At 65.1% G+C, this 19,821-nt stretch carries 19 protein-coding genes; 8 read left to right on the top strand and 11 right to left on the bottom strand.

Annotation, left to right across the window (positions count from 1 at the left end; translation table 11 throughout):
- Positions 1–203: 203 nt before the first annotated feature.
- Together aceA and MAAFP003_RS03380 are read right to left on the bottom strand one after the other, a co-directional pair.
- Positions 204–1,490, bottom strand: coding sequence for an isocitrate lyase (gene aceA, locus MAAFP003_RS03385; protein ID WP_096284449.1), 1,287 nt, complete (start codon positions 1,488–1,490; stop codon positions 204–206).
- Between the two features lie 263 nt (positions 1,491–1,753).
- On the bottom strand, positions 1,754–2,548 hold the full coding sequence (locus MAAFP003_RS03380) for an acyl-[acyl-carrier-protein] thioesterase (RefSeq protein WP_096284447.1): 795 nt from the start codon (positions 2,546–2,548) through the stop codon (positions 1,754–1,756).
- Positions 2,549–2,711: 163 nt separating this feature from the next.
- Between MAAFP003_RS03380 and ramB the strand changes: the two genes are divergently transcribed.
- Together ramB and MAAFP003_RS03370 are read left to right on the top strand one after the other, a co-directional pair.
- Positions 2,712–4,136 (top strand): acetate metabolism transcriptional regulator RamB, encoded by a 1,425-nt coding sequence (gene ramB / locus MAAFP003_RS03375; RefSeq protein WP_096284445.1) that lies wholly within the window; start codon positions 2,712–2,714, stop codon positions 4,134–4,136.
- Complete coding sequence (locus MAAFP003_RS03370) at positions 4,133–4,711, top strand: carboxymuconolactone decarboxylase family protein (RefSeq protein WP_096284443.1); 579 nt, start codon at positions 4,133–4,135, stop codon at positions 4,709–4,711. The genes ramB and MAAFP003_RS03370 overlap by 4 nt, the downstream gene beginning before the upstream one ends.
- Before the next feature lie 4 nt (positions 4,712–4,715).
- Here the strand turns inward: MAAFP003_RS03370 and MAAFP003_RS03365 are convergent, their stop codons facing one another.
- From MAAFP003_RS03365 to exaC, 6 genes are all read right to left on the bottom strand, one after another.
- Positions 4,716–4,991: a hypothetical protein gene (locus MAAFP003_RS03365; protein ID WP_096284440.1), complete on the bottom strand. Its 276-nt coding sequence runs from the start codon at positions 4,989–4,991 to the stop codon at positions 4,716–4,718.
- A 6-nt stretch (positions 4,992–4,997) separates the two neighbouring features.
- Positions 4,998–6,407, bottom strand: a complete 1,410-nt coding sequence (gene lpdA, locus MAAFP003_RS03360; RefSeq protein ID WP_096284438.1) for a dihydrolipoyl dehydrogenase — start codon at positions 6,405–6,407, stop codon at positions 4,998–5,000.
- Between the two features lie 69 nt (positions 6,408–6,476).
- Complete coding sequence (locus MAAFP003_RS03355; protein ID WP_096284436.1) at positions 6,477–7,100, bottom strand: hypothetical protein; 624 nt, start codon at positions 7,098–7,100, stop codon at positions 6,477–6,479.
- Complete coding sequence (locus MAAFP003_RS03350; RefSeq protein WP_096284434.1) at positions 7,093–7,371, bottom strand: putative holin; 279 nt, start codon at positions 7,369–7,371, stop codon at positions 7,093–7,095. Before MAAFP003_RS03350 ends, MAAFP003_RS03355 begins: the two co-directional genes overlap by 8 nt.
- An 18-nt stretch (positions 7,372–7,389) precedes the next feature.
- The gene (locus tag MAAFP003_RS03345) at positions 7,390–7,878 is read right to left on the bottom strand and encodes a DUF779 domain-containing protein (protein WP_096284432.1); all 489 of its coding nucleotides are present in this window, start codon (positions 7,876–7,878) and stop codon (positions 7,390–7,392) included.
- A complete protein-coding gene (gene exaC, locus MAAFP003_RS03340; RefSeq protein ID WP_096284430.1) occupies positions 7,878–9,401 on the bottom strand; it encodes an acetaldehyde dehydrogenase ExaC in 1,524 nt (507 codons plus the stop codon). Before exaC ends, MAAFP003_RS03345 begins: the two co-directional genes overlap by 1 nt.
- Before the next feature lie 82 nt (positions 9,402–9,483).
- Here exaC and MAAFP003_RS03335 point away from each other — a divergent pair, with 82 nt between their 5' ends.
- From MAAFP003_RS03335 to MAAFP003_RS03315, 5 genes are all read left to right on the top strand, one after another.
- Positions 9,484–11,520, top strand: a complete 2,037-nt coding sequence (locus MAAFP003_RS03335) for a prolyl oligopeptidase family serine peptidase (protein WP_096284428.1) — start codon at positions 9,484–9,486, stop codon at positions 11,518–11,520.
- Positions 11,517–11,843 (top strand): hypothetical protein, encoded by a 327-nt coding sequence (locus MAAFP003_RS03330; protein WP_243393754.1) that lies wholly within the window; start codon positions 11,517–11,519, stop codon positions 11,841–11,843. Before MAAFP003_RS03335 ends, MAAFP003_RS03330 begins: the two co-directional genes overlap by 4 nt.
- Before the next feature lie 15 nt (positions 11,844–11,858).
- Complete coding sequence (locus MAAFP003_RS03325) at positions 11,859–12,779, top strand: crotonase/enoyl-CoA hydratase family protein (RefSeq protein ID WP_096284424.1); 921 nt, start codon at positions 11,859–11,861, stop codon at positions 12,777–12,779.
- 65 nt (positions 12,780–12,844) lie between these two features.
- Positions 12,845–13,297, top strand: coding sequence for a DUF5078 domain-containing protein (locus MAAFP003_RS03320; protein WP_096284423.1), 453 nt, complete (start codon positions 12,845–12,847; stop codon positions 13,295–13,297).
- Positions 13,298–13,438: 141 nt separating this feature from the next.
- Entirely contained in the window at positions 13,439–13,717 is a 279-nt protein-coding gene (locus MAAFP003_RS03315; RefSeq protein WP_096284421.1) for a hypothetical protein, read from the top strand.
- A gap of 4 nt (positions 13,718–13,721) precedes the next feature.
- On the opposite strand, the gene MAAFP003_RS03310 is transcribed toward MAAFP003_RS03315, so the two are convergent.
- The 3 genes from MAAFP003_RS03310 to MAAFP003_RS03300 all read right to left on the bottom strand — a co-directional run bounded on the left by MAAFP003_RS03310 (position 13,722) and on the right by MAAFP003_RS03300 (position 17,938).
- Positions 13,722–16,676 (bottom strand): MMPL/RND family transporter, encoded by a 2,955-nt coding sequence (locus MAAFP003_RS03310; RefSeq protein WP_096284419.1) that lies wholly within the window; start codon positions 16,674–16,676, stop codon positions 13,722–13,724.
- Positions 16,673–17,116, bottom strand: coding sequence for an MmpS family transport accessory protein (locus MAAFP003_RS03305; RefSeq protein WP_243393753.1), 444 nt, complete (start codon positions 17,114–17,116; stop codon positions 16,673–16,675). The genes MAAFP003_RS03310 and MAAFP003_RS03305 overlap by 4 nt, the downstream gene beginning before the upstream one ends.
- Before the next feature lie 132 nt (positions 17,117–17,248).
- Positions 17,249–17,938, bottom strand: coding sequence for a TetR/AcrR family transcriptional regulator (locus MAAFP003_RS03300; RefSeq protein ID WP_096284416.1), 690 nt, complete (start codon positions 17,936–17,938; stop codon positions 17,249–17,251).
- Between the two features lie 109 nt (positions 17,939–18,047).
- Here MAAFP003_RS03300 and MAAFP003_RS03295 point away from each other — a divergent pair, with 109 nt between their 5' ends.
- Positions 18,048–19,793, top strand: a complete 1,746-nt coding sequence (locus MAAFP003_RS03295) for a cytochrome c biogenesis protein DipZ (RefSeq protein WP_096284414.1) — start codon at positions 18,048–18,050, stop codon at positions 19,791–19,793.
- Positions 19,794–19,821: the final 28 nt, after the last annotated feature.

The raw sequence follows: 19,821 nt of genomic DNA, 5'->3' as shown, positions 1-19,821 counted from the left end.
CCTATGCTACTTCAGCCCTGGTTAGGCCGAGATCAGTGACTTCACCTGCCGGTTTCACTTCCTCCTCGCGGACTTACGCCCGCTCAGACTCAGTGACTTAACCTGCCGGTTTCACTTCCTCCTCGCGGACTTACGCCCGCTCAGACTCAGTGACTTAACCTGCCGGTTTCACTTCCTCCTCGCGGACTTACGCCCGCTCAGACTCAGTGAAACTGACCCTCTTCGGTCGAGCCGGTCAGCGCGGTGGTCGACGACGTCGGGTCCACCGTGGTGGCGATGCGGTCGAAGTAACCGGCACCGACCTCGCGCTGGTGCTTGGTCGCGGTGTAGCCGCGCTCCTCGGCGGCGAACTCGCGCTCCTGCAGCTCGACGTAGGCGCTCATCTGGTTGCGGGCGTAGCCGTAGGCCAGATCGAACATCGAGTAGTTCAGTGCGTGGAAGCCGGCCAGCGTGATGAACTGGAACTTGAATCCCATTGCGCCAAGCTCTTTTTGGAACTTCGCGATGGTGGAGTCGTCCAGGTGCTTCTTCCAGTTGAAGGAAGGCGAGCAGTTGTAGGCCAGCATCTGGTCGGGGAACTCGGACTTGACGCCCTCAGCGAACTTGGCCGCGAGCTCGAGGTCCGGGGTCCCGGTCTCCATCCAGATCAGGTCCGAGTACGGCGCGTAGGCCTTGGCCCGCGCGATGCACGGCTCCAGGCCGTTGCGGACGCGGTAGAAGCCTTCCTTGGTCCGCTCACCAGTGATGAACGGCTGGTCGCGCTCGTCGACATCCGAGGTGATCAGGGTGGCCGCCTCGGCGTCGGTACGGGCGATCACGACCGTCGGCACACCGGCGACGTCGGCGGCCAGACGCGCCGAGGTCAGGGTGCGGATGTGCTGCTGAGTCGGGATCAGCACCTTGCCACCGAGGTGGCCGCACTTCTTCTCCGAAGCCAGCTGATCTTCCCAGTGCGACCCCGCGACGCCTGCGGCGATCATCGCCTTCTGAAGCTCGTACACGTTGAGAGCGCCACCGAAACCGGCCTCGCCGTCGGCGACGATCGGGGCCAGCCAGTTCTCCACCGACCGGTCGCCTTCGACCTTGGCGATCTCATCGGCGCGCAGCAGCGCGTTGTTGATGCGACGGATGACCTGCGGCACGGAGTTGGCCGGGTACAGGCTCTGGTCGGGGTAAGTGTGGCCGGACAGGTTCGCGTCACCGGCGACCTGCCAACCGGACAGGTAGATGGCCTTCAGGCCGGCGCGCACCTGCTGCACGGCCATGTTGCCGGTCAGGGCGCCCAGGGCGTTGATGTACTCCAGGTCGTGCAGCTGCTCCCAGAGCACCTCGGCGCCGCGACGGGCCAGGGTGTGCTCCTCGACGACGCTGCCCTGCAGGGCCACCACGTCCTCAGCGGTGTAGGTGCGGCTGGTGTCCTTCCAACGGGGGTTGGTGTCCCAGTCGTGCTGGATCTGCTCGGCGCTCTTCGGGGTGCCAACAACAGACATTGGGCTTACTCCTTTGATTCTGAATTCTGAGCCGGACCGCGCGTCTTGCGATGATTAAGGCTCAACTTCGCTCGTGTGCTAACACGACCATGGCACAGGCTGTTGATGCTGGTCCACCCATTTTCATTGCCAATTTTGGCCACGACTCCGCGCCCATTTTGCAAAGTTTGCAAAGATGTACGGCAACTGAACCGTTACAGAAGCTACCCGTCAGTAACCGGTATCCGCAGGTCAGCCAGCGATTTACCAGGACGCTTGTCCGGTTAGAGATTGAAGAGCGAAGCGACCGCTTTCGTCTCGTCTCCGACCGCATATGTGAGCGTTCTAACAGGGCGGTCGACGAGTCCGGCGCCGAACTGCTCGGTCGATCCGGCCGGATGAATGTGCGAGATGATCTCCAGCTTGTCGCCCAGCGCCACCGGCGCCTCGTGCTCGATCGTGATGCGCAGCGGCTCCCGCATCAAGTCCACATGCGACGCCAGGTAGTCCTCGATGACGCTCCAATAGACCGAGTTGTTGACGTGGTCGAACAGATCGATGTCGGTGACCCGGATCGGGAACTCGTGGATCTCGGCCGCGTCGTCGCGGCTGCCCGGCTTCAGGTAGCCCTTCCACCGCAACCGGTCGACGGACGTGGTCTTGTGCAATCCCTCGAGGAAGTCGTCGGAGATGCGCGACGGCATCTGGGTTTCCCGGTTGATGTTGATCCAGAAGGCCTCGGATTCGATCAGGCCGCCCTTGCGTCCGTCCACCCGGACCCGCATCTCGCACCACCGGTTGGAGGTGCCCGAACACCAGCGCCGGCAGCGCAGCATGTCCTGGAACTCGATCGGCCGCAATAAATCGAGCATCGTGCGCCGGACGATCCACAGCGGATGGGTCTCCTCAAAGCCCATCTCGCGCAGCTGGTCCTGGCCGATGTCCTGAATGTGCCGGCAGGCGGCGTCCAACCGCAGCCGTCCGGTGCGGTCGATGTCGCCGACTCGCAGCGGCCACTCCCGGTCGAACACGTCGGGGTGACCGTCGGGCACCGGCATCATTGATTTGTCCAGGCTCACGACTTCGCTCCCCAATTGCCTCACGTGCGGAATCCCGGGGGTTTACCCGAGACCCCGAGGCGAATCATGCCAACGAGCGCGGACAAACGCCAAACCTGACGACGCGGATTCGTGGTTGCCAAGTCTGCAAATCCATTCTTCGCAACCCGGGTAAGCTGGCATAATGTCCAAAACGTTCGTCGGGTCGCGCGTTCGCCAGCTGCGCAACGAGCGCGGGTTCTCACAGGCCGCGCTGGCCCAACTGCTCGAGATCTCGCCGAGCTACCTCAACCAGATCGAGCACGACGTCCGCCCCCTCACGGTGGCCGTACTGCTGCGGATCACCGAGGTGTTCGGCGTGGACGCGACCTTCTTCGCCTCCCAGGACGACACCCGCCTGGTCGCCGAGTTGCGCGAGGTGACCATGGATCGCGATCTGGACATCAACGTCGACGCACCCGAGGTCGCCGAGATGGTCAACGCCCACCCGGCCCTGGCCCGCGCGGTGGTCAACCTGCACCGGCGCTACCGGCTCACCACCGCCCAGCTGGCCGCCGCCACCGAGGAGCGCTACTCCGACGGCAGCGGCAGCGGATCCATCACGATGCCGCACGAGGAGGTGCGCGACTACTTCTACCAACGGCAGAACTACCTGCACGAGCTGGACACCGCGGCCGAAGACCTGACGGTCCACACCCGGCTGAACCACGGCGACCTGGCCCGCGAATTGACCCGGCGGCTCACCGAGGTGCACGGCGTCCACATCAACAGGCGCATCGACCTGGGCGACACGGTCCTGCACCGCTACGAGCCCAAGACCAAGACGCTGGAGATGAGCAATCACCTGTCGCTGGGCCAGCAGGTCTTCAAGATGGCCGCCGAGCTGGCCTACCTCGAATTCGGCGACCTGATCGACAGCATGGTCGCCGAGGGCAAATTCACCAGCGACGAGTCCCACACGCTGGCCCGGCTGGGGCTGGCCAATTACTTCGCCGCCGCCGCGGTGCTGCCCTACCGCCAATTCCACGACGTCACCGAGAATTTCCGCTACGACGTCGAGCGCCTGTCGGCGTTCTACTCGGTGAGCTACGAAACCATCGCGCACCGGCTCTCCACGATGCAACGGCCGTCGATGCGGGGAGTGCCGTTCTCGTTCGTCCGGGTGGATCGCGCCGGCAACATGTCGAAGCGCCAGTCCGCCACCGGTTTTCACTTCTCCTCCAGCGGCGGCACCTGCCCGCTGTGGAACGTCTACGAGACGTTTGCCAACCCGGGCAAGATCCTGGTGCAGATCGCCCAGATGCCCGACGGACGCAACTACATGTGGGTGGCCCGCACCGTGGAGCGCCGTGCTGCCCGGTATGGTCAGCCGGGTAAAACCTTCGCGATCGGGCTGGGCTGCGAGCTGCGGCACGCGCACCGGCTCGTCTACTCGGAAGGACTGGACTTGTCCGGAGACCCAGGCCGTTCAGCCACACCCATCGGCGCGGGTTGCCGTGTCTGCGAACGCGATAACTGTCCACAGCGAGCCTTCCCCGCGTTGGGCCGCGCCCTCGATCTCGACGAGCACCGCAGCACGGTGTCGCCGTACCTGGTGAAACAGCCATGAGCGACACGCAGACCGGCCCCGTCGCCCGCATCCCGTCGTCCACCAAGTTTCGCCGGCTGGGCCCGATCAACTGGCTGCTGGCCAAAGGCGCTGCCCGCAAATTGCAGGCACCCGAGATGCATCTGTTCACCACCCTCGGTCAGCGCCAAGGTTTGTTCTGGGCATGGTCGCTCTACGGCGGCCGGCTGTTGCGCGGCCGGTTGCCCCGGGTGGACACCGAATTGGTGATCCTGCGCGTCGCGCATCTGCGCTCGAGCGAATACGAGCTGCAGCATCATCGGAAGATGGCACGCCGATTCGGTCTGGACGCTCACATGCAGGAGACGATCTTCGCGTGGCCCGACGCTCCGGACGGCGACGGGCCCCGGGTGATACTGAGCGCGCGGCAACAGGCGCTGCTGAACGCGACCGATGAGCTGATCAAGAACCGGTCCATCAGCGAGGACACCTGGCGACAACTCGCGATGCACCTCGACCGACACCGGCTCATCGAATTCTGCTTGCTCGCAACGCAATACGATGGGCTGGCCGCGACGATATCCGCCTTGAACATCGAGTTGGACAACCCGAGATAGTGCCTCAGCCGTAGACGTCGGCCAGCACAGCCAGCGTCAAAATCACCGGCAGTATTGGCAAGTCGAAGGCGAACGCCGCCCACAGGTACTTGCGGCGCCGGCGCAACACGAAGCCCCCAATCGCGGCGAAAACTCCGAACAGCACCGACCCCAGCAACACCAGCGGACCCCAGTGGCCCGCTGTCGCGTTGTCACCGACGAGCGAAATGGCAACCAGCCACAGCACATAACCTGTCGCCGCACCGGCCAGGGCACCGAGAATGGTCTCGCCGCGGATCATCGGCGCTCAGAAGTTGATCATATGGCCGGTCAGGCCGTGGAAGCACTCCTGCAGCGCCTCGGACATGGTCGGGTGGGTGTGCACGTTGCGGGCCAACTCGGTGGCGGTCAGGTCCCACTTCTGCGCCAGGGTGAGTTCGGGCAGCAGCTCGGACACGTCGTGGCCGACCAGATGGCCGCCCAGTAATTCGCCGTACTTGGCGTCGGCGACCAGCTTGACGAAACCGCTGGGGTCGCCCACGCCGTGCGCTTTGGCGTTGGCGGTGAACGGGAACTTGGCCACCACCACGTCGTAGCCTTCCTCGCGGGCCTGCTCCTCGGTCAGCCCGAAGCTGGCGACGTTCGGCTGGCAGAACGTCGCACGCGGCAACATCCGGTAGTCGCCGAGCGCCAAAGTCTCTGCGCCGGCGATGGTTTCGGCCGCCACCACTCCCATGGCCTCGGCAACGTGGGCCAGCATCAGCTTTCCGGTGACATCGCCGATCGCGTAGACGTGGTCGACGTTGGTGCGCATGTAGTCGGTGATCCCGATGGCCTTGCGGTCGGTCAGCGCGACCCCGGCCTTGTCCAGTCCGTAGCCGTCGACGTTGGGCGCGAAACCGATGGCCTGCAACACCTTTTCGGCTTTCAGCTCCTCCGACTTACCGTCCTTGCTAATCGCCACCCGGACCACGGACCCGTCGTCGGAGATGGACTCGACTTTCGTTCCGGTCAGGATCTTGACGCCCAGTTTCTTGAACTGCTTCTCAACCTCTTTGGAGACCTCGGCGTCCTCGTTGGGCAGCGCTCGCGGCAAGAACTCGACGATGGTGACGTCGACGCCGTAGTTCTTCAGCACATAGCCGAACTCCATGCCGATCGCCCCGGCGCCGGCGATGACGATCGACTGCGGCAGCTCCCGTGTCAGGATCAGTTCTTCGTAGGTGACCACGTTTTCCGACAGCGACGTGCCCGGCACCAGGCGGGTGCTGCTCCCGGTGGCGATGATGACGTTGTCGAACGTGACCGTGACCGGATTTCCAGCGCCACCGTCTTCGTTCAATTCGACCGACAGCGTGTGAGCGTCGGTGAAGCGGCCGTAACCGTGGATCTCAGTGATTTTGTTCTTCTTCATCAGGAAGTGCACGCCGGCGACGCGGCCCTCGGCCACCTTGCGGCTGCGGTCGAACGCGACCCCGTAGTCGAAGGTCGCCTCGCCGCTGATGCCGAACGTCTTGGCTTCTTTGGTGAAGATGTGCGCGAGTTCGGCGTTGCGCAGCAGCGCCTTGGACGGGATGCAGCCGACGTTGAGGCAGACGCCGCCCCAGTATTTCGGCTCGACGATTGCGGTGTTCAGGCCGAGCTGCGCGGCGCGAATCGCTGCGACATATCCGCCGGGACCAGCTCCAAGGACAACGACGTCATAGTGAGAAGTCACGAGCCCACACTAGTGGGCGAGGACTTCTCCCCGCACGACACCGTGGGCCACCCGAACCACCCTGATGGGTCAATACGGGATGACGCCGACCAGACAGTGACCCGTTCGTGCGCAGTAGTAATAGCCGTACAACGGTGCCGCGGCGGCGACGGACGCAAACGGTCCGGACATCACCGCAATGGACAGCGCCGCGATCATCGGCCGGCCCTGAACCATCGCCAGCATCACGCCGCCGACGGTGCACGCGACGACGTAGACCAGCGCCATGAAGACCGCCGGCGTCTTGTCGATGGTGTGGAACCACCAATAGAACAGGCTCAGCCCGACCTCGGCCGTCGCGGCCCACACGCCGAGGATCACCAGCGCCAATTTCCACCACTTCAGGTACTGGTAGCGGCCGGGGACGGTGACGGACTGCACCGGCGCAACGGCCGGCTCGGCATCCGCTTCGGAGGCAACAGCGGGCGCCTCGACCGGGGCTTCGACGGCCGCGGATTCGGCCGGCTGCTTCGCGGCGACGGGGATGAGCTGCACGCCGGTGTCGTCGAAGTTCGGCACGAACGGCACCGACTGCTCACCGGTGTCGTCGAAGTCCGGGACGAATCCCTGCGTGCCGGTGTCCTCGAAATCCGGGACGAACGGCGCCGTCCCGGGACTGGTCGCGGGGTCGTGCTCGGCCTTTTTGTCAGGCACGAGAGGTCACCTCGAGGGCGACGAGCACCCCGAACCAGCCGGGACCGATGGCCAGAATGAACGCGCCCAGCGTCGTGACCCATCGACGTCCCGAGAACAGGATCGTCAGCAACCCGATCACTCCGGGCAGCCCGACCACCACGGCGATGACGATGTCGGGCCGCACCGGGGTATGGACCAGCACCGTCAACGCCACCCCCGCCAGCAACCCGACCGCGGTGCCGATCAGCATCGCGCTGGCCAGCAGCCAGGGCCGGGGTAGCGGTATCACCTCATCGAGGGTACTGAGTCACGGACTACGAGGCGGGCACGTTTCCGGCACGGCTTCGTCAATCACCGGGCCCCGAGCCGACGGGCGCTCGCCGCGCTCATAGGCGGCGCCGGTGATCACCGGGACGGCGCCGAGCTGGGCTTTCTCCTCGTCGGTGAAGACGCGGCCGCGACTGAGAAACCGCACACCCTCGGGTGCCTCCAGGCTGAATCCGCCGCCGCGGCCGGGCACGACATCGATGACCAGCTGGGTGTGTTTCCAGGCCGCGTACTGCGGGCCCGAGATCCACACCGCGACGCCGTCGGCGCCCACGTCGAGGACGCCGAGCAGCACGTCGCGGTCGCCGACGAGGAAGTCGCCACGCGGGTAGCACATCGGTGACGACCCGTCACAGCAGCCGCCGGACTGGTGGAACATCACCGGCCCGTGCCGCTGCTGCAGCCGAACCAGCAGTTCGGCGGCGGCCTCGGTGATGACGACACCTGCTGGGGCCGCCGTGGCGCGCATCAGAAGAAGCCCTGCGCCTTATCGGCGTAGGACACCAACAGGTTCTTGGTCTGCTGGTAGTGGTCGAGCGCCATCTGGTGGGTCTCGCGGCCGAACCCGGATTGCTTATAACCGCCGAACGCCGAGTGCGGCGGGTACATGTGGTAGCAGTTGACCCACACCCGGCCGGCCTTGATCTCGCGGCCGGCGCGGTAGGCCGTGTTGCCGTCGCGGCTCCACACCCCGGCACCCAGACCGTAGAGGGTGTCGTTGGCGATCCTCATCGCGTCGTCGAAATCGGCGAACGACGTCACCGTCACCACCGGCCCGAAGATCTCCTCCTGGAAGACGCGCATCGTGTTGTTGCCCGAGAAGATCGTCGGCTGCATGTAGTAGCCGCCGGACAGATCGCCGCCGAGCTCGGCACGCTCACCGCCGGTGATGACCTTGGCGCCCTCCCCCTTGCCGATCTCGACGTAGGACAGGATTTTCTCCAGCTGATCGTTGGAGGCCTGCGAACCGATCATGGTCTCGGTGTCCAGCGGGTCGCCCTGCCGCACCGCCTTGGTCCGGATCGCGGCCAGCTCCAGGAACTCGTCGTGAATGTCGGACTGGATCAGGCTGCGCGACGGGCAGGTGCACACCTCGCCCTGGTTCAGGGCGAACATTGTGAAGCCCTCGAGAGCCTTGTCCTGGAAATTGTCGTTGGCGGCCATCACGTCGGAGAAGAAAATGTTCGGGCTCTTGCCGCCGAGCTCCAGCGTGACCGGGATCAGGTTCTGCGATGCGTACTGCATGATCAGACGCCCGGTGGTGGTCTCCCCGGTGAACGAGACCTTGGCGATGCGGTCGCTGGACGCCAGCGGCTTGCCGGCCTCGACGCCGAAGCCGCTGACGATGTTGAGCACACCCGGCGGGATCAGGTCGGCGATCAGCGACATCAGGTAGAGGATCGACGCCGGTGTCTGCTCGGCGGGCTTGAGCACCACCGTGTTGCCGGCGGCCAGCGCCGGCGCCAGCTTCCAGGCGCCCATCAGGATCGGGAAGTTCCACGGGATGATCTGGCCGACGACGCCGAGCGGCTCGTGGAAGTGGTAGGCCACGGTGTCTTCGTCGATCTGTGACAGCGAGCCCTCCTGGGCGCGAATCGCGGCGGCGAAATACCGGAAATGATCGGCGGCCAGCGGGATGTCGGCGGCCAGCGTCTCGCGGATCGGCTTGCCGTTCTCCCAGACTTCGGCGACTGCCAACGAATCCTTGTTCGCTTCAATGCGATCCGCGATCTTGCTCAGCACCGCGGCCCGCTCGGCCGGTGACGTCTTGCCCCATGCCGGGGCGGCCGCGTGGGCGGCGTCGAGCGCCTTGTCGATGTCGGCCTCGTCGGACCGCGCCACTTCGCAGAAGGTTTGGCCGGTCACCGGCGTCGGGTTCTCGAAGTAGAGACCCTTGGCGGGGGCGACCCACTCACCCCCGATGAAGTTGTCGTACCGCGATTCATACGACATCAGGGCCCCGCTGGAACCCGGGCGTGCGAAGACAGTCATCAGCTCGACTCCCGTTCTGCTTCACCTGTAATACAGCTCACATTACCGCTGGGACCACAATGGCTTCCATGACAGGGCTTGCATGACAGCGACAGATCACGGCTCCGACGACCCGTATCTGTGGCTCGAGGACGTCACCGGCGAAGAGGCACTGGATTGGGTGCGCGCGCGCAACAAGCCGACGCTGGCGCAGTTCTGCGGGGGCCGGTACGAGGCGGACTTCGAACGGATGCGCGCCGAGGCGCTGGAGGTGCTCGACACCGACGCCCGCATCCCCTATGTGCGCCGCCGCGGCGACTACCTCTACAACTTCTGGCGCGACGCCGCCAACCCGCGCGGGCTCTGGCGGCGCACCACGCTGGACAGCTACCGCGGCGACTCCCCCGAATGGGACGTGCTGATCGATGTCGACGAGCTCGGCTGCGCGGACGACGAGAAGTGGGTGTGGGCGGGCGCCACGGTCATCGAACCCGAGTTCACCCGCGCCCTGGTCAATCTCTCCCCCGGCGGCTCGGACGCGGTGATCGTGCGCGAATTCGACATGCGCACACGCCAATTCATCCCCGACGGTTTCGCACTGCCGGAAGCCAAGTCGCAGATCGGCTGGGCCGACCCGGATACGGTGCTGGTCGGCACGGACTTCGGTCCCGATTCGCTGACCGAATCCGGATACCCGCGCATCGTGAAGCGATGGCATCGCGGCACCCCGTTGAGCGAGGCCGAGACGATCTTCTCCGGCACGCGCACGGACGTCAGCGCCGGGGCGAACGCCGACCGGACGCCGGGCTTCGAGCGCAGCTTCGCGGGCCGTTCCATCGACTTCTGGAATTCGGAGCTCTACGAAATACGCGGATCGGAGCTGATCCGCATCGACGTGCCCACCGACGCGAGCACGTCGATCCACCGTGAATGGCTGTTGATCGAGCTGCGCAGCGATTGGACGCTCGGCGCCGCCACCTATCGCGCCGGCTCGCTGCTGGCCGCCGGTTACGACGAATTCCTCGCCGGCACAGCCGATGTGCAGGTGGTCTTCGAACCAGACGAGCACACCTGCCTGCACCAGACGGCGTGGACCCGCGACCGGCTGTTACTGGTCACGTTGGCCGACGTCGCCAGCCGGGTCGAAATCGTCACACCCGGCACCTGGCGGCGCGAAACGATCGCCGGAATCCCGCCGGCAACCAACACGGTGATCGCGGCCGCCGACGACACCGGCGACGAATTCTTCTTGGATTCAAGTGGATTCGATATGCCGTCGCGGCTGCTGCGCGGCACCGGCGACGGGGAGCTCGAGCAGATCAAGTCCGCGCCGGCATTCTTCGATGCCGAAAACCTGGACGTGCAGCAGTATTTCGTGCCGTCGAACGACGGGACAAGGATCCCGTACTTCGTGGTGCGATCACGCGCGATCGAAGGCCCCGGTCCCACCCTGCTGAGCGGTTACGGCGGTTTCGAATCCTCCAGGACGCCCGGGTACAGCGGGGTGTTGGGCCGGCTGTGGCTGGCTCGCGGCGGCACCTACGTGATGGCCAACATTCGCGGCGGCGGCGAGTACGGGCCACGCTGGCATACCCAGGCGATGCGCGAAAACCGGCACCGGGTCGACGAGGATTTCGCCGCGGTGGCAGACGATTTGGTGAACCGCGGCCTCACCAGCGTCGCGCAGCTGGGCGCCCAGGGCGGCAGCAACGGCGGCCTGCTGATGGGCATCATGCTGACCAAATACCCGGAGAAATTCGGCGCGTTGGTCTGCGATGTGCCGCTGCTGGACATGAAGCGCTATCACCTGCTGCTGGCCGGCGCGTCATGGGTGGCCGAATACGGCGACCCCGACAACCCGGACGACTGGGAATTCATCTCTGAATACTCTCCGTACCAGAACATTTCGGCGACACGTGATTACCCTCAGGTGCTGTTCACCACGTCGACGCGTGACGACCGGGTGCATCCCGGCCACGCCCGCAAGATGGTCGCGGCACTGCAGGCCGCGGGCCACCGGGTTTGGTTGTACGAGAACATCGAGGGCGGGCACGCCGGTGCGGCGGACAATGAGCAAGCCGCCTTCAAATCGGCCCTGAGTTATTCGTTCCTATGGCGCACGCTGGGAGGCCAACCGTGAAGATCCTCGACATCATCGAATTCGGCATGGTCATTGCTGGTCTGATCCTGATCATCGCGGGGTGGGCGCAGGCACGATTTCGATTCATCTCGCAACGCCGCAAGGCCCGGTACTTCTACTGGGGGACCTCGGCTCTCGGCATCGTCCTTTTCGGCTTCGGGACCGGACAGCTGTGGCCGAACGCCGTCATCACGACACTGATCTTCTCCACCCTCGTGCTGAGCACCGCCTATTTCACCACGCCCTACCTGAAGATCGGCGACCAGATCTACGCGTCGACTCCGGAAAATCGCGAACCCGACCCGCCCGTCGAGGACCACTAGCCCACACTGGGGCCTATGTCAGATACCCAGCCCGACTTCGAGACCCTGCTGTACAGGACGTCCGGTCCGGTCGCGACCATCACGCTGAACCGCCCCGAGCACCTCAACACGATCGTGCCGCCGATGCCCGACGAGATCGAGGCCGCCATCGGCCTCGCCGAGCGGGATACGGGTGTCAAGGTCATCGTGCTGCGCGGCGCCGGCCGCGCGTTCTCCGGTGGCTACGACTTCGGCGGCGGATTCCAGCACTGGGGCGAGTCGATGATGACCGACGGGAAGTGGGATCCGGGTAAGGACTTCGCGATGGTCAGCGCCCGTGCGACCGGGCCCACGCAGAAGTTCATGGCGATCTGGCGGGCGTCCAAGCCGGTGATCGCTCAGGTGCACGGCTGGTGTGTCGGCGGGGCGAGCGACTACGCGCTGTGCGCCGACATCATCATCGCCAGTGAAGACGCCGTCATCGGCACTCCCTACAGCCGGATGTGGGGGGCGTACCTGACCGGCATGTGGCTCTACCGGCTGAGCCTGGCCAAGGCCAAGTGGCATTCGCTGACCGGCCGGCCGCTGTCCGGCGTCCAGGCCGCCGAGATCGAGCTGATCAACGAGGCGGTGCCGTTCGACCGCCTCGAAGCCCGGGTCGCGCAGATCGCCGCCGAGCTGGCACACATCCCGCTGTCGCAGCTGCAGGCGCAGAAAATGATCGTCAACCAGGCCTACGAGAACATGGGACTGGCCTCCACCCAAACGCTGGGCGGCATCCTGGACGGCCTGATGCGCAATACGCCCGACGCGCTCGGCTTCATCAACACCGCGCAGAGCGAGGGCGTCCGGGCCGCGGTGCAGCACCGCGACGGCCCGTTCGGCGACTACAGCCAGGCCCCGCCTGACCTGCGGCCCGATCCCTCGCACGTCATCGTCCCTGATAGCGATGGCTAATAAGCTGGACTAAAAAGTCGGCCAAGACTCGCCCGCAGGATGCCCGAAGTGCTACCGTTACAGCTATGTCTCGGCTGAGTTCGTGCCTGCGAGCAGGCGCCATGTTCTTTGCAATGGGGATGGCCGCTGTGACCGTCCCGGCGACCGCGTCGGCGGACTCCACGGAGGACTTCCCGATCCCCCGCCGGATGATCAACACCACGTGTGACGCCGAGCAGATCCTGGCCGCCACCCGGGACACCAGCCCGGTGTACTACCAGCGGTACATGATCGACTTCAACAACCACCCGAACGTCCAGCAGGCGACGATCGACAAGGCGCACTGGTTCTACTCGTTGGCGCCGCAGGACCGTCGCGGCTACTCCGAGAACTTCTACGCGCCGGTCTCCGACCCGCTGTGGGTGGCCTGGCCCAACCACATGAAGATCTTCTTCAACAACAAGGGTGTCGTCGCCAAGTCGACCGACATCTGCAACCAGTACCCGCCCGGCGACATGTCGGTCTGGAACTGGGCGTAACCCCCCGCACTCACCGATTAACCCCGGGCCCGGCCCGGGGTTAATTGCTTTTTGTCCCCCGATCGGGGGACAACAGAATCAGCCGTTGTCGGGCCGTTCGGTGGATGTTTGGTGACCAGCGCACCGGGAATAGTTGGGGCCATGCGCACCGCGACCCCAGCCACGATCCCCGCCGCAGCCCTCGACTGGCGTGATGTCATCGGCGACTCCGACGCGCCGACCACCCGCATCGTGCACGTGCACGCCCGCGAAGCCGGGCTGATCGTCGACATGCTGTGCGTGGTGCGCGGACAGCACATCGAGCCCGAGGCGCGGGTAAAGGTCGGCCGGCTTCGCCGCTATGCGAGCCCGCACTGCCGCACCTGCGGCGAGTCGGTGGAAGAGACCAACGACGTGCTGCCGCAAGTGGTTGCGCTGTAGTCCGTCAGTAGTGCGCGGGGAAGCGATCCGTAGTGGCCGCCTCCCCGTTGGGTGAGCCGCCGTTGCCGGGCACCAGCACGGGCGCATCGAGCAGTTTGCGGACCGCCGGGCGAGGCCCGTAGGGCCGCAGCATCTGACTGGCCGGGCGGGTGCGCACCTGCGTCGGCCACCAGAACCAGCGCCCCATCAACGCCGCGACCGACGGCATCATGAACGACCGCACGATCAGGGTGTCGAACAACAGGCCCAGGGCAATGGTGGTTCCGACCTGCCCCATCACGCGTAGCGGGCTGATCGCGAATGTCGCCATCGTGGCGGCGAACACCAGACCGGCCGACGTCACCACCGCACCGGTGCCGGCCATCGACCGGATGATTCCGGTCTTCAACCCCGCGTGGATCTCCTCTTTGAATCGGGATACCAGCAGCAGGTTGTAGTCGGATCCGACGGCCAGCAGCAGGATGACCGACATCGCCAGCACCATCCAGTGCAGTTGGATGCCCAAGATGTCCTGCCAGACAAGCACCGAGAGGCCGAAGGAGGCTCCCAACGAAAGCAGCACGGTGCCCACGATGGTGATCGCGGCGACGAGGCTGCGGGTGATGATCAGCATAATGATCAGGATCAGGCTGGCCGCCGATATCCCGGCGATCATCAGGTCGTACTTGGACCCGTCTCGCATGTCCTTATAGACCGCGGCCGTGCCGCCCAGCCAGATCTTGGACCCCTCCAGTGGCGTCCCCTTGATCGCTTCCTTGGCCGCCAACTTGATCGGGTCGACGTGCGAAATGCCTTCGGGCGTCGCCGGAGCGACGTCATGGGAAATGATGAAACGGGCGGCGTGCCCGTCGGGCGACAGGAACATCTTCAGGCCGCGCTTGAAGTCGGGGTTGTCGAAAACCTCCGGCGGAATGTAGAAGGAGTCGTCGTTCTTGGCCGCGTCGAACGCCTGACCCATCGCCGTCGAGTTCTGGCTCATCACGTCCATCTGGTCGTACATCGAGTTCATCGAGCTGTGCATCGTCAGCATCATCTGCTTCATCGTCGACATCGTGGCGATCATCGGCGGCATCTGCGCCAGCATCTGCGGCAGCAACGCATCCAGCTGACCGATGTCATTCGACAGGTACTGGAATTTTTCGACGATCTGATCCAGGCCGTCGAGGGCGTCCAGGATGGATCGCAGCGACCAGCAAACCGGAATGTCGAAACAGTGCTTCTCCCAATAGAAGTAGCTGCGGATCGGTCGGAAGAAGTCATCGAAGTTGGCGATCTCGTCCCGCATATTGCTTGTGACGTCCAGCATTTCGTGCGTGAGGCCGTCCATGTGGTGAGTCACGGCGGCCATCTTCGATGTGATGTCGTACATCCGCTGCATCGTGTCGATGGACATCTGCATCGCGTCGGCCTGCGTGAGCATGTCGGCCATCCGCTTCTTCATGTACTCCTGGTTCTCGACCTGCGTCGTGTTCTGCATGCTGATCTGGAACGGGATCGACGTGTGCTCGATCGGCGCCCCCAGCGGCCTGGTGATCGTCTGGACGCGGGCGACGCCGGGGATATGGAAGACGCCCCGGGCAATTCGGTCCAGTACCAACATGTTTGCCGGATTCCGCATGTCGTGATCGGTCTCGATCAACAGCAGTTCCGGGTTCATCCGGGCATTGGAGAAGTGCCGCTCCGCGGCTTCGTATCCGACGACCGCCTTCGTGCTCGGCGGCAGGTACTGGCGGTTGTCGTAATTGGTCTTGTACCCGGGCAGCGCCAGCAGGCCGATGAGCGCGATGCCGATCGAGACCCCCAGGATCGGCCCCGGCCACCGGACGATCGCGGTGCCCACGCGCCGCCAGCCCTGGGTCCGCATCGTGCGCTTGGGGTCGAACAGGTGGAAGCGGCTGCGGCTGCCCACCGCCAATATGGCCGGGCCGAGCGTGAGTGCGGCGAGCACGGCGACCAGCGTGCCCACCGCGCACGGGACGCCGAGGCTCTGGAAATACGGAAGGCGGGTGAAGCTGAGGCAATACATCGCGCCGGCGATGGTCAGACCGGACCCCAGCACGACGTGCGCGGTCCCGTGGAACATGGTGTAGAAGGCCTGTTCTCGGTCCTCGCCGAGCGATCGTGCCTCCTGATACCGGCCCAGTACGAAGATGGCGTAGTCGGTACTCGCCGCGATCACCATCAACACCAGCAGGTTCACCGCGAAGGTTGACAGGCCGATGATCTCGTTATGCGCCAGGAACGCGACCACCTGGCGCGCCGCGAACAGCTCGAGCACCACCATCACCAGCGTGATGAACATGGTGATGACCGAGCGGTACACCCACAGCAACATCACGATGATCACGGCGAACGTGAGCAGGGTGACCAGGATGACGCCCTTGTCACCGGCCGCCGACTGATCCGCGGTCAGGGCCGCCGCACCGGTCACATACGCCTTCACCCCGGGCGGCGGTGGCGTCGAGTCCACCAGCTGGCGAACCGATCGGACGGACTCGTTGGCCTTGGTCTCGCCCTGATTACCCCGCAGATACACCTGCACGTAGGCGGCCTTGCCGTCCGAGCTCTGGGAGCCGGCCGCCGTCAGAGGATCGCCCCAGAAGTCCTGGACGTGCTCGACGTGCGTCGTGTCGGCTTCGAGGTTCTTGATCAGCTGGTCGTAGAAGCGGTGCGCGTCGTCACCGAGCGGCTTGTCGCCCTCCAGCAGAATCATGATCGCGCTGTCGCTGGTGAATTCGTTGAAGACCTTGCCGACGCGCTGCGTCGCCTGCATCGATGCCGCCTCTTTCGGGCTCATCGGCACCGTGTGTTGCTTGCCGACCGTTTCCAGGTCGGGCACGAACATGGACAGGCACACCACCAGCGCTACCCAGCCCACGACGATCACGGGCGCGAATCTGTACACCGACCGCGCAAACAGCGGCATGTGGGGAAGCCCGGCGGCCTGGTTGTCGGTCATGCGGACTTCACTATGCAAAAGGTTTCGGCGTTCACTCCGGTGACCGACCTTTCGTCCTTGACTACGTCATTCACGATGATCTGGCAGCCGATCTGGCCTCCGTCGGTTTGCGCGACCACGTTGACGCTCACCGACGGGAGCGTGGTGGTGACCGAGAGCGTCCAGGGCAGTGGCACGTTGTCGATGCGCCGCGGCTGGGCGTTGATGTCCAGGTAGTTGATATTGGCGGTGCTCCCCGACCCGTACACCTTGTAGACCACGTGCTTGGGGTTGAACGGCTTGATGTCGTCCAGGCTGCTGCTGCCGATCCCCGAGGTGTCGTGATTGCCGAAGAAAGAGCGCAGGCGAAGGACGCAGAAGGCCGCGACCGCGATCACGACCGCGATGACGAGAACGATCCACAGTCGTCGCACCGCATTGGCAACAGGCGCCTTTGCCACCCACTCACCTCCTGCTCACCGAGCGACCGACCGCCCGTCCGAGTGCGTTAGCCGGCCTCCGGCGCGCGTCGGGCCGCTCCAGGTTCGCCGACACTGCGCCGGCCCCGAGTTCGATCCCAATTCGCTTGCTGGTCATGGCGATTCAGCGAGAAGGCCGATGCAAGTGGCGGTGAGTACCCGGGTGAGAGCGGGGCCGAATTCGATATTCCACTCCTCGGGCGGCACGGCCTCCGGCTGGTCGGCGTAGGCATCGGTGAGCCGCTCCGGCGGGTTGGCGATCTGCCAGAAGGCGGCCGCCAACGAATAGGCGGCGATCAAGCTGTCGAACGCTCCCGAGCGGCCGAGCTTGGGCAGCGCGCGCTCGATGGCGTCGGCGAGGGCGACCGCGGCGGCCGAGATCGTTCGCCGGATGTCGACCACCCGCTCCACCTCCACCTCATGTTCGAGGTGGAGGTGCAGGTTGGCGAGCAGGTCGCAGAACAGTGGATCGGCCGCCAGCCCGTTGGCCAACGTTTCGGCCACCCGCGCCGGCGACATGGGGCCCGGCTCGGCCAGCTCCGCGCACACCGTGTCCGACCATCGCACCCACCCCTCGGCGGCGAGATGGAGCAGGACTTCTTTGTGCGAAGTGAAGTAGCGGCGCACCGCCGAGTAGTGAATGCCGGCGCGACCGGCGACGGCGGTGAGCGTCACCGACGCGACACCGGTCTCGCGCGCCAGGGAGCGTGCGGCCTCGACGAGTGCGGCCGCACGCCGGCGCTTGTTCTCTGCCGTGCGGGCGCGCTGAAACGTGAGTTGCGCCACCGGCCGAGCGTAACGCACAGCATGTGATTTGTATAACGCACATAACGTGTTTTTCAGGGCGGTTACCGTGGAGAGTCGTCAGCGTCTTGTATCCCGTCCGTAACCTCCGCCGCCTCGAATAACTCGTATGCACACAATTGCGCTCATCGGTCTACTCGGTGGCCTGATCACCGGCATCTCGCCATGCATCCTGCCCGTGCTTCCGGTGATTTTTCTGTCCGGCATGGACGGCGGCAGTGGCAAAGCCCGCAGTCGCGGTTTGAGTTCGGCCATGCGTCCCTACCTGGTGATCGCGGGCCTGGTGTGCAGCTTCAGCCTGGCCACCCTGATCGGCTCCGCACTGCTGTCGGCACTGCACCTGCCGCAGGACGCCATCCGGTGGACCGCCCTGGTGGTGCTCACTCTGATCGGCCTGGGATTGATCTTCCCGCCGCTTCAACACCTGATCGAACGGCCGTTCACCTTCCTACCGCAACGCCAAAACAGCGGCAGCACTGATGGTTTCGGCCTGGGACTGACGTTGGGTGCCCTGTATGTACCCTGCGCGGGGCCGGTGCTGGCCGCGATCGTGGTGGCCGGCGGCACGACATCGCTGGGACCGGCCACGTTCGTGCTGACCGCGACGTTCGCGCTCGGCAACGCGATACCGCTGTTGGCTTTCGCGCTGGCCGGACGGCAAGTCGCGCAACGGGTTACCGCTTTCCGCCGTCATCAGCGCCAGATTCAGGTCGCCGGCGGAATCATGATGATCGTGCTGGCGGTGGCGCTGGTGTTCAACCTGCCCGCACTGCTGCAGCGCGCCGTACCCGACTACACGACTGCGATGCAAAATCGCTTGGGCGCCAACGACATCCAACGGTCTTTGGTTCCGAGCCGCCCACCGGGGACCACCACGGGTAGCGTGCTGGAACTGAATCAGGGCAACACCAGCAACGGGCTGCCCACCAACTGCGCCGACGGCGCTACCGAGCTGCAACAGTGCGGGCAGGCGCCGGCTATCACCGGCATCACCGGATGGCTCAACACCCCGGGCGGCAAACCGCTCGATTCCGCCTCGGTGCGGGGCAAGGTGGTGCTGATCGACTTCTGGGCCTACTCCTGCATCAACTGCCAACGCGCCATCCCGCACGTCGTCGATTGGTACAACCGGTATCGCGACAGCGGATTGGTGGTCATCGGGGTGCACACCCCCGAGTACGCCTTCGAACGGGTTCCCGGCAACGTGGCCAGCGGTGCGGCCGGCTTGCACATCGACTACCCGATCGCGATGGACAACGACTACGCGACCTGGAACGCCTTCAACAACATGTACTGGCCGGCCGAATACCTGATCGACGGGAACGGAACGCTGCGGCACACCAAGTTCGGCGAAGGTGACTACGACGGCACCGAGAAGCTGATCCGCCAACTGCTGGTAGACGCCAATCCGAATGTCGCGCTGCCCCCGCCGGTCAACGGGGCCGACACCACCCCCAAGACCAACCTGACCCCCGAGACCTACCTGGCGCCCGACAAAGCCACCACCTACGGCGGTGACGGCAGCTACCAGGCGGGCACCACCGGGTTCAGCTTCCCGCCGCAGCTGGCTAACGACAAATTCGCCCTGCGCGGCCGGTGGACCCTCGACGACCAGGGCATCACCGCCGAAAGCGACGACGCCGCGATCCGGCTGAACTACACCGCCAAGAACGTCTTCGTCGTCGTCGGCGGCACCGGAACCATCACGATGACCCGCGACGGGAAATCCACCGCCACACCGATCAGCGGCGTCCCCACGCTGCACGAGATCGTGTCCGATGGCGGTGCCCACCGCGATCAATTCGACCTGCAAGTGAGCAGGGGCTTGCAGGTGTTTTCGTTCACTTTCGGCTAGACATCCGTAAGCACGAAGCAGCCCATCC

Source organism: Mycobacterium ahvazicum, assembly GCF_900176255.2.
GTDB classification, from domain to species: Bacteria; Actinomycetota; Actinomycetes; order Mycobacteriales; family Mycobacteriaceae; genus Mycobacterium; species Mycobacterium ahvazicum.
The sequence above is the reverse complement of the archived record's forward strand: the minus strand, read 5'-3'. Positions and strand labels throughout refer to the sequence as shown.

What these genes read in the sequence shown, in the direction of transcription:
- aceA (WP_096284449.1), bottom strand. Translation starts at nt 1,490, where the DNA reads ATGTCTGTTGTTGGCACCCCGAAGAGCGCCGAGCAGATCCAGCACGAC.
- ramB (WP_096284445.1), top strand. Translation starts at nt 2,712, where the DNA reads ATGTCCAAAACGTTCGTCGGGTCGCGCGTTCGCCAGCTGCGCAACGAG.
- MAAFP003_RS03370 (WP_096284443.1), top strand. Translation starts at nt 4,133, where the DNA reads ATGAGCGACACGCAGACCGGCCCCGTCGCCCGCATCCCGTCGTCCACC.
- MAAFP003_RS03365 (WP_096284440.1), bottom strand. Translation starts at nt 4,991, where the DNA reads ATGATCCGCGGCGAGACCATTCTCGGTGCCCTGGCCGGTGCGGCGACA.
- MAAFP003_RS03345 (WP_096284432.1), bottom strand. Translation starts at nt 7,878, where the DNA reads ATGCGCGCCACGGCGGCCCCAGCAGGTGTCGTCATCACCGAGGCCGCC.
- exaC (WP_096284430.1), bottom strand. Translation starts at nt 9,401, where the DNA reads ATGACTGTCTTCGCACGCCCGGGTTCCAGCGGGGCCCTGATGTCGTAT.
- MAAFP003_RS03335 (WP_096284428.1), top strand. Translation starts at nt 9,484, where the DNA reads ATGACAGCGACAGATCACGGCTCCGACGACCCGTATCTGTGGCTCGAG.
- MAAFP003_RS03325 (WP_096284424.1), top strand. Translation starts at nt 11,859, where the DNA reads ATGTCAGATACCCAGCCCGACTTCGAGACCCTGCTGTACAGGACGTCC.
- MAAFP003_RS03320 (WP_096284423.1), top strand. Translation starts at nt 12,845, where the DNA reads ATGTCTCGGCTGAGTTCGTGCCTGCGAGCAGGCGCCATGTTCTTTGCA.
- MAAFP003_RS03315 (WP_096284421.1), top strand. Translation starts at nt 13,439, where the DNA reads ATGCGCACCGCGACCCCAGCCACGATCCCCGCCGCAGCCCTCGACTGG.
- MAAFP003_RS03310 (WP_096284419.1), bottom strand. Translation starts at nt 16,676, where the DNA reads ATGACCGACAACCAGGCCGCCGGGCTTCCCCACATGCCGCTGTTTGCG.
- MAAFP003_RS03295 (WP_096284414.1), top strand. Translation starts at nt 18,048, where the DNA reads ATGCACACAATTGCGCTCATCGGTCTACTCGGTGGCCTGATCACCGGC.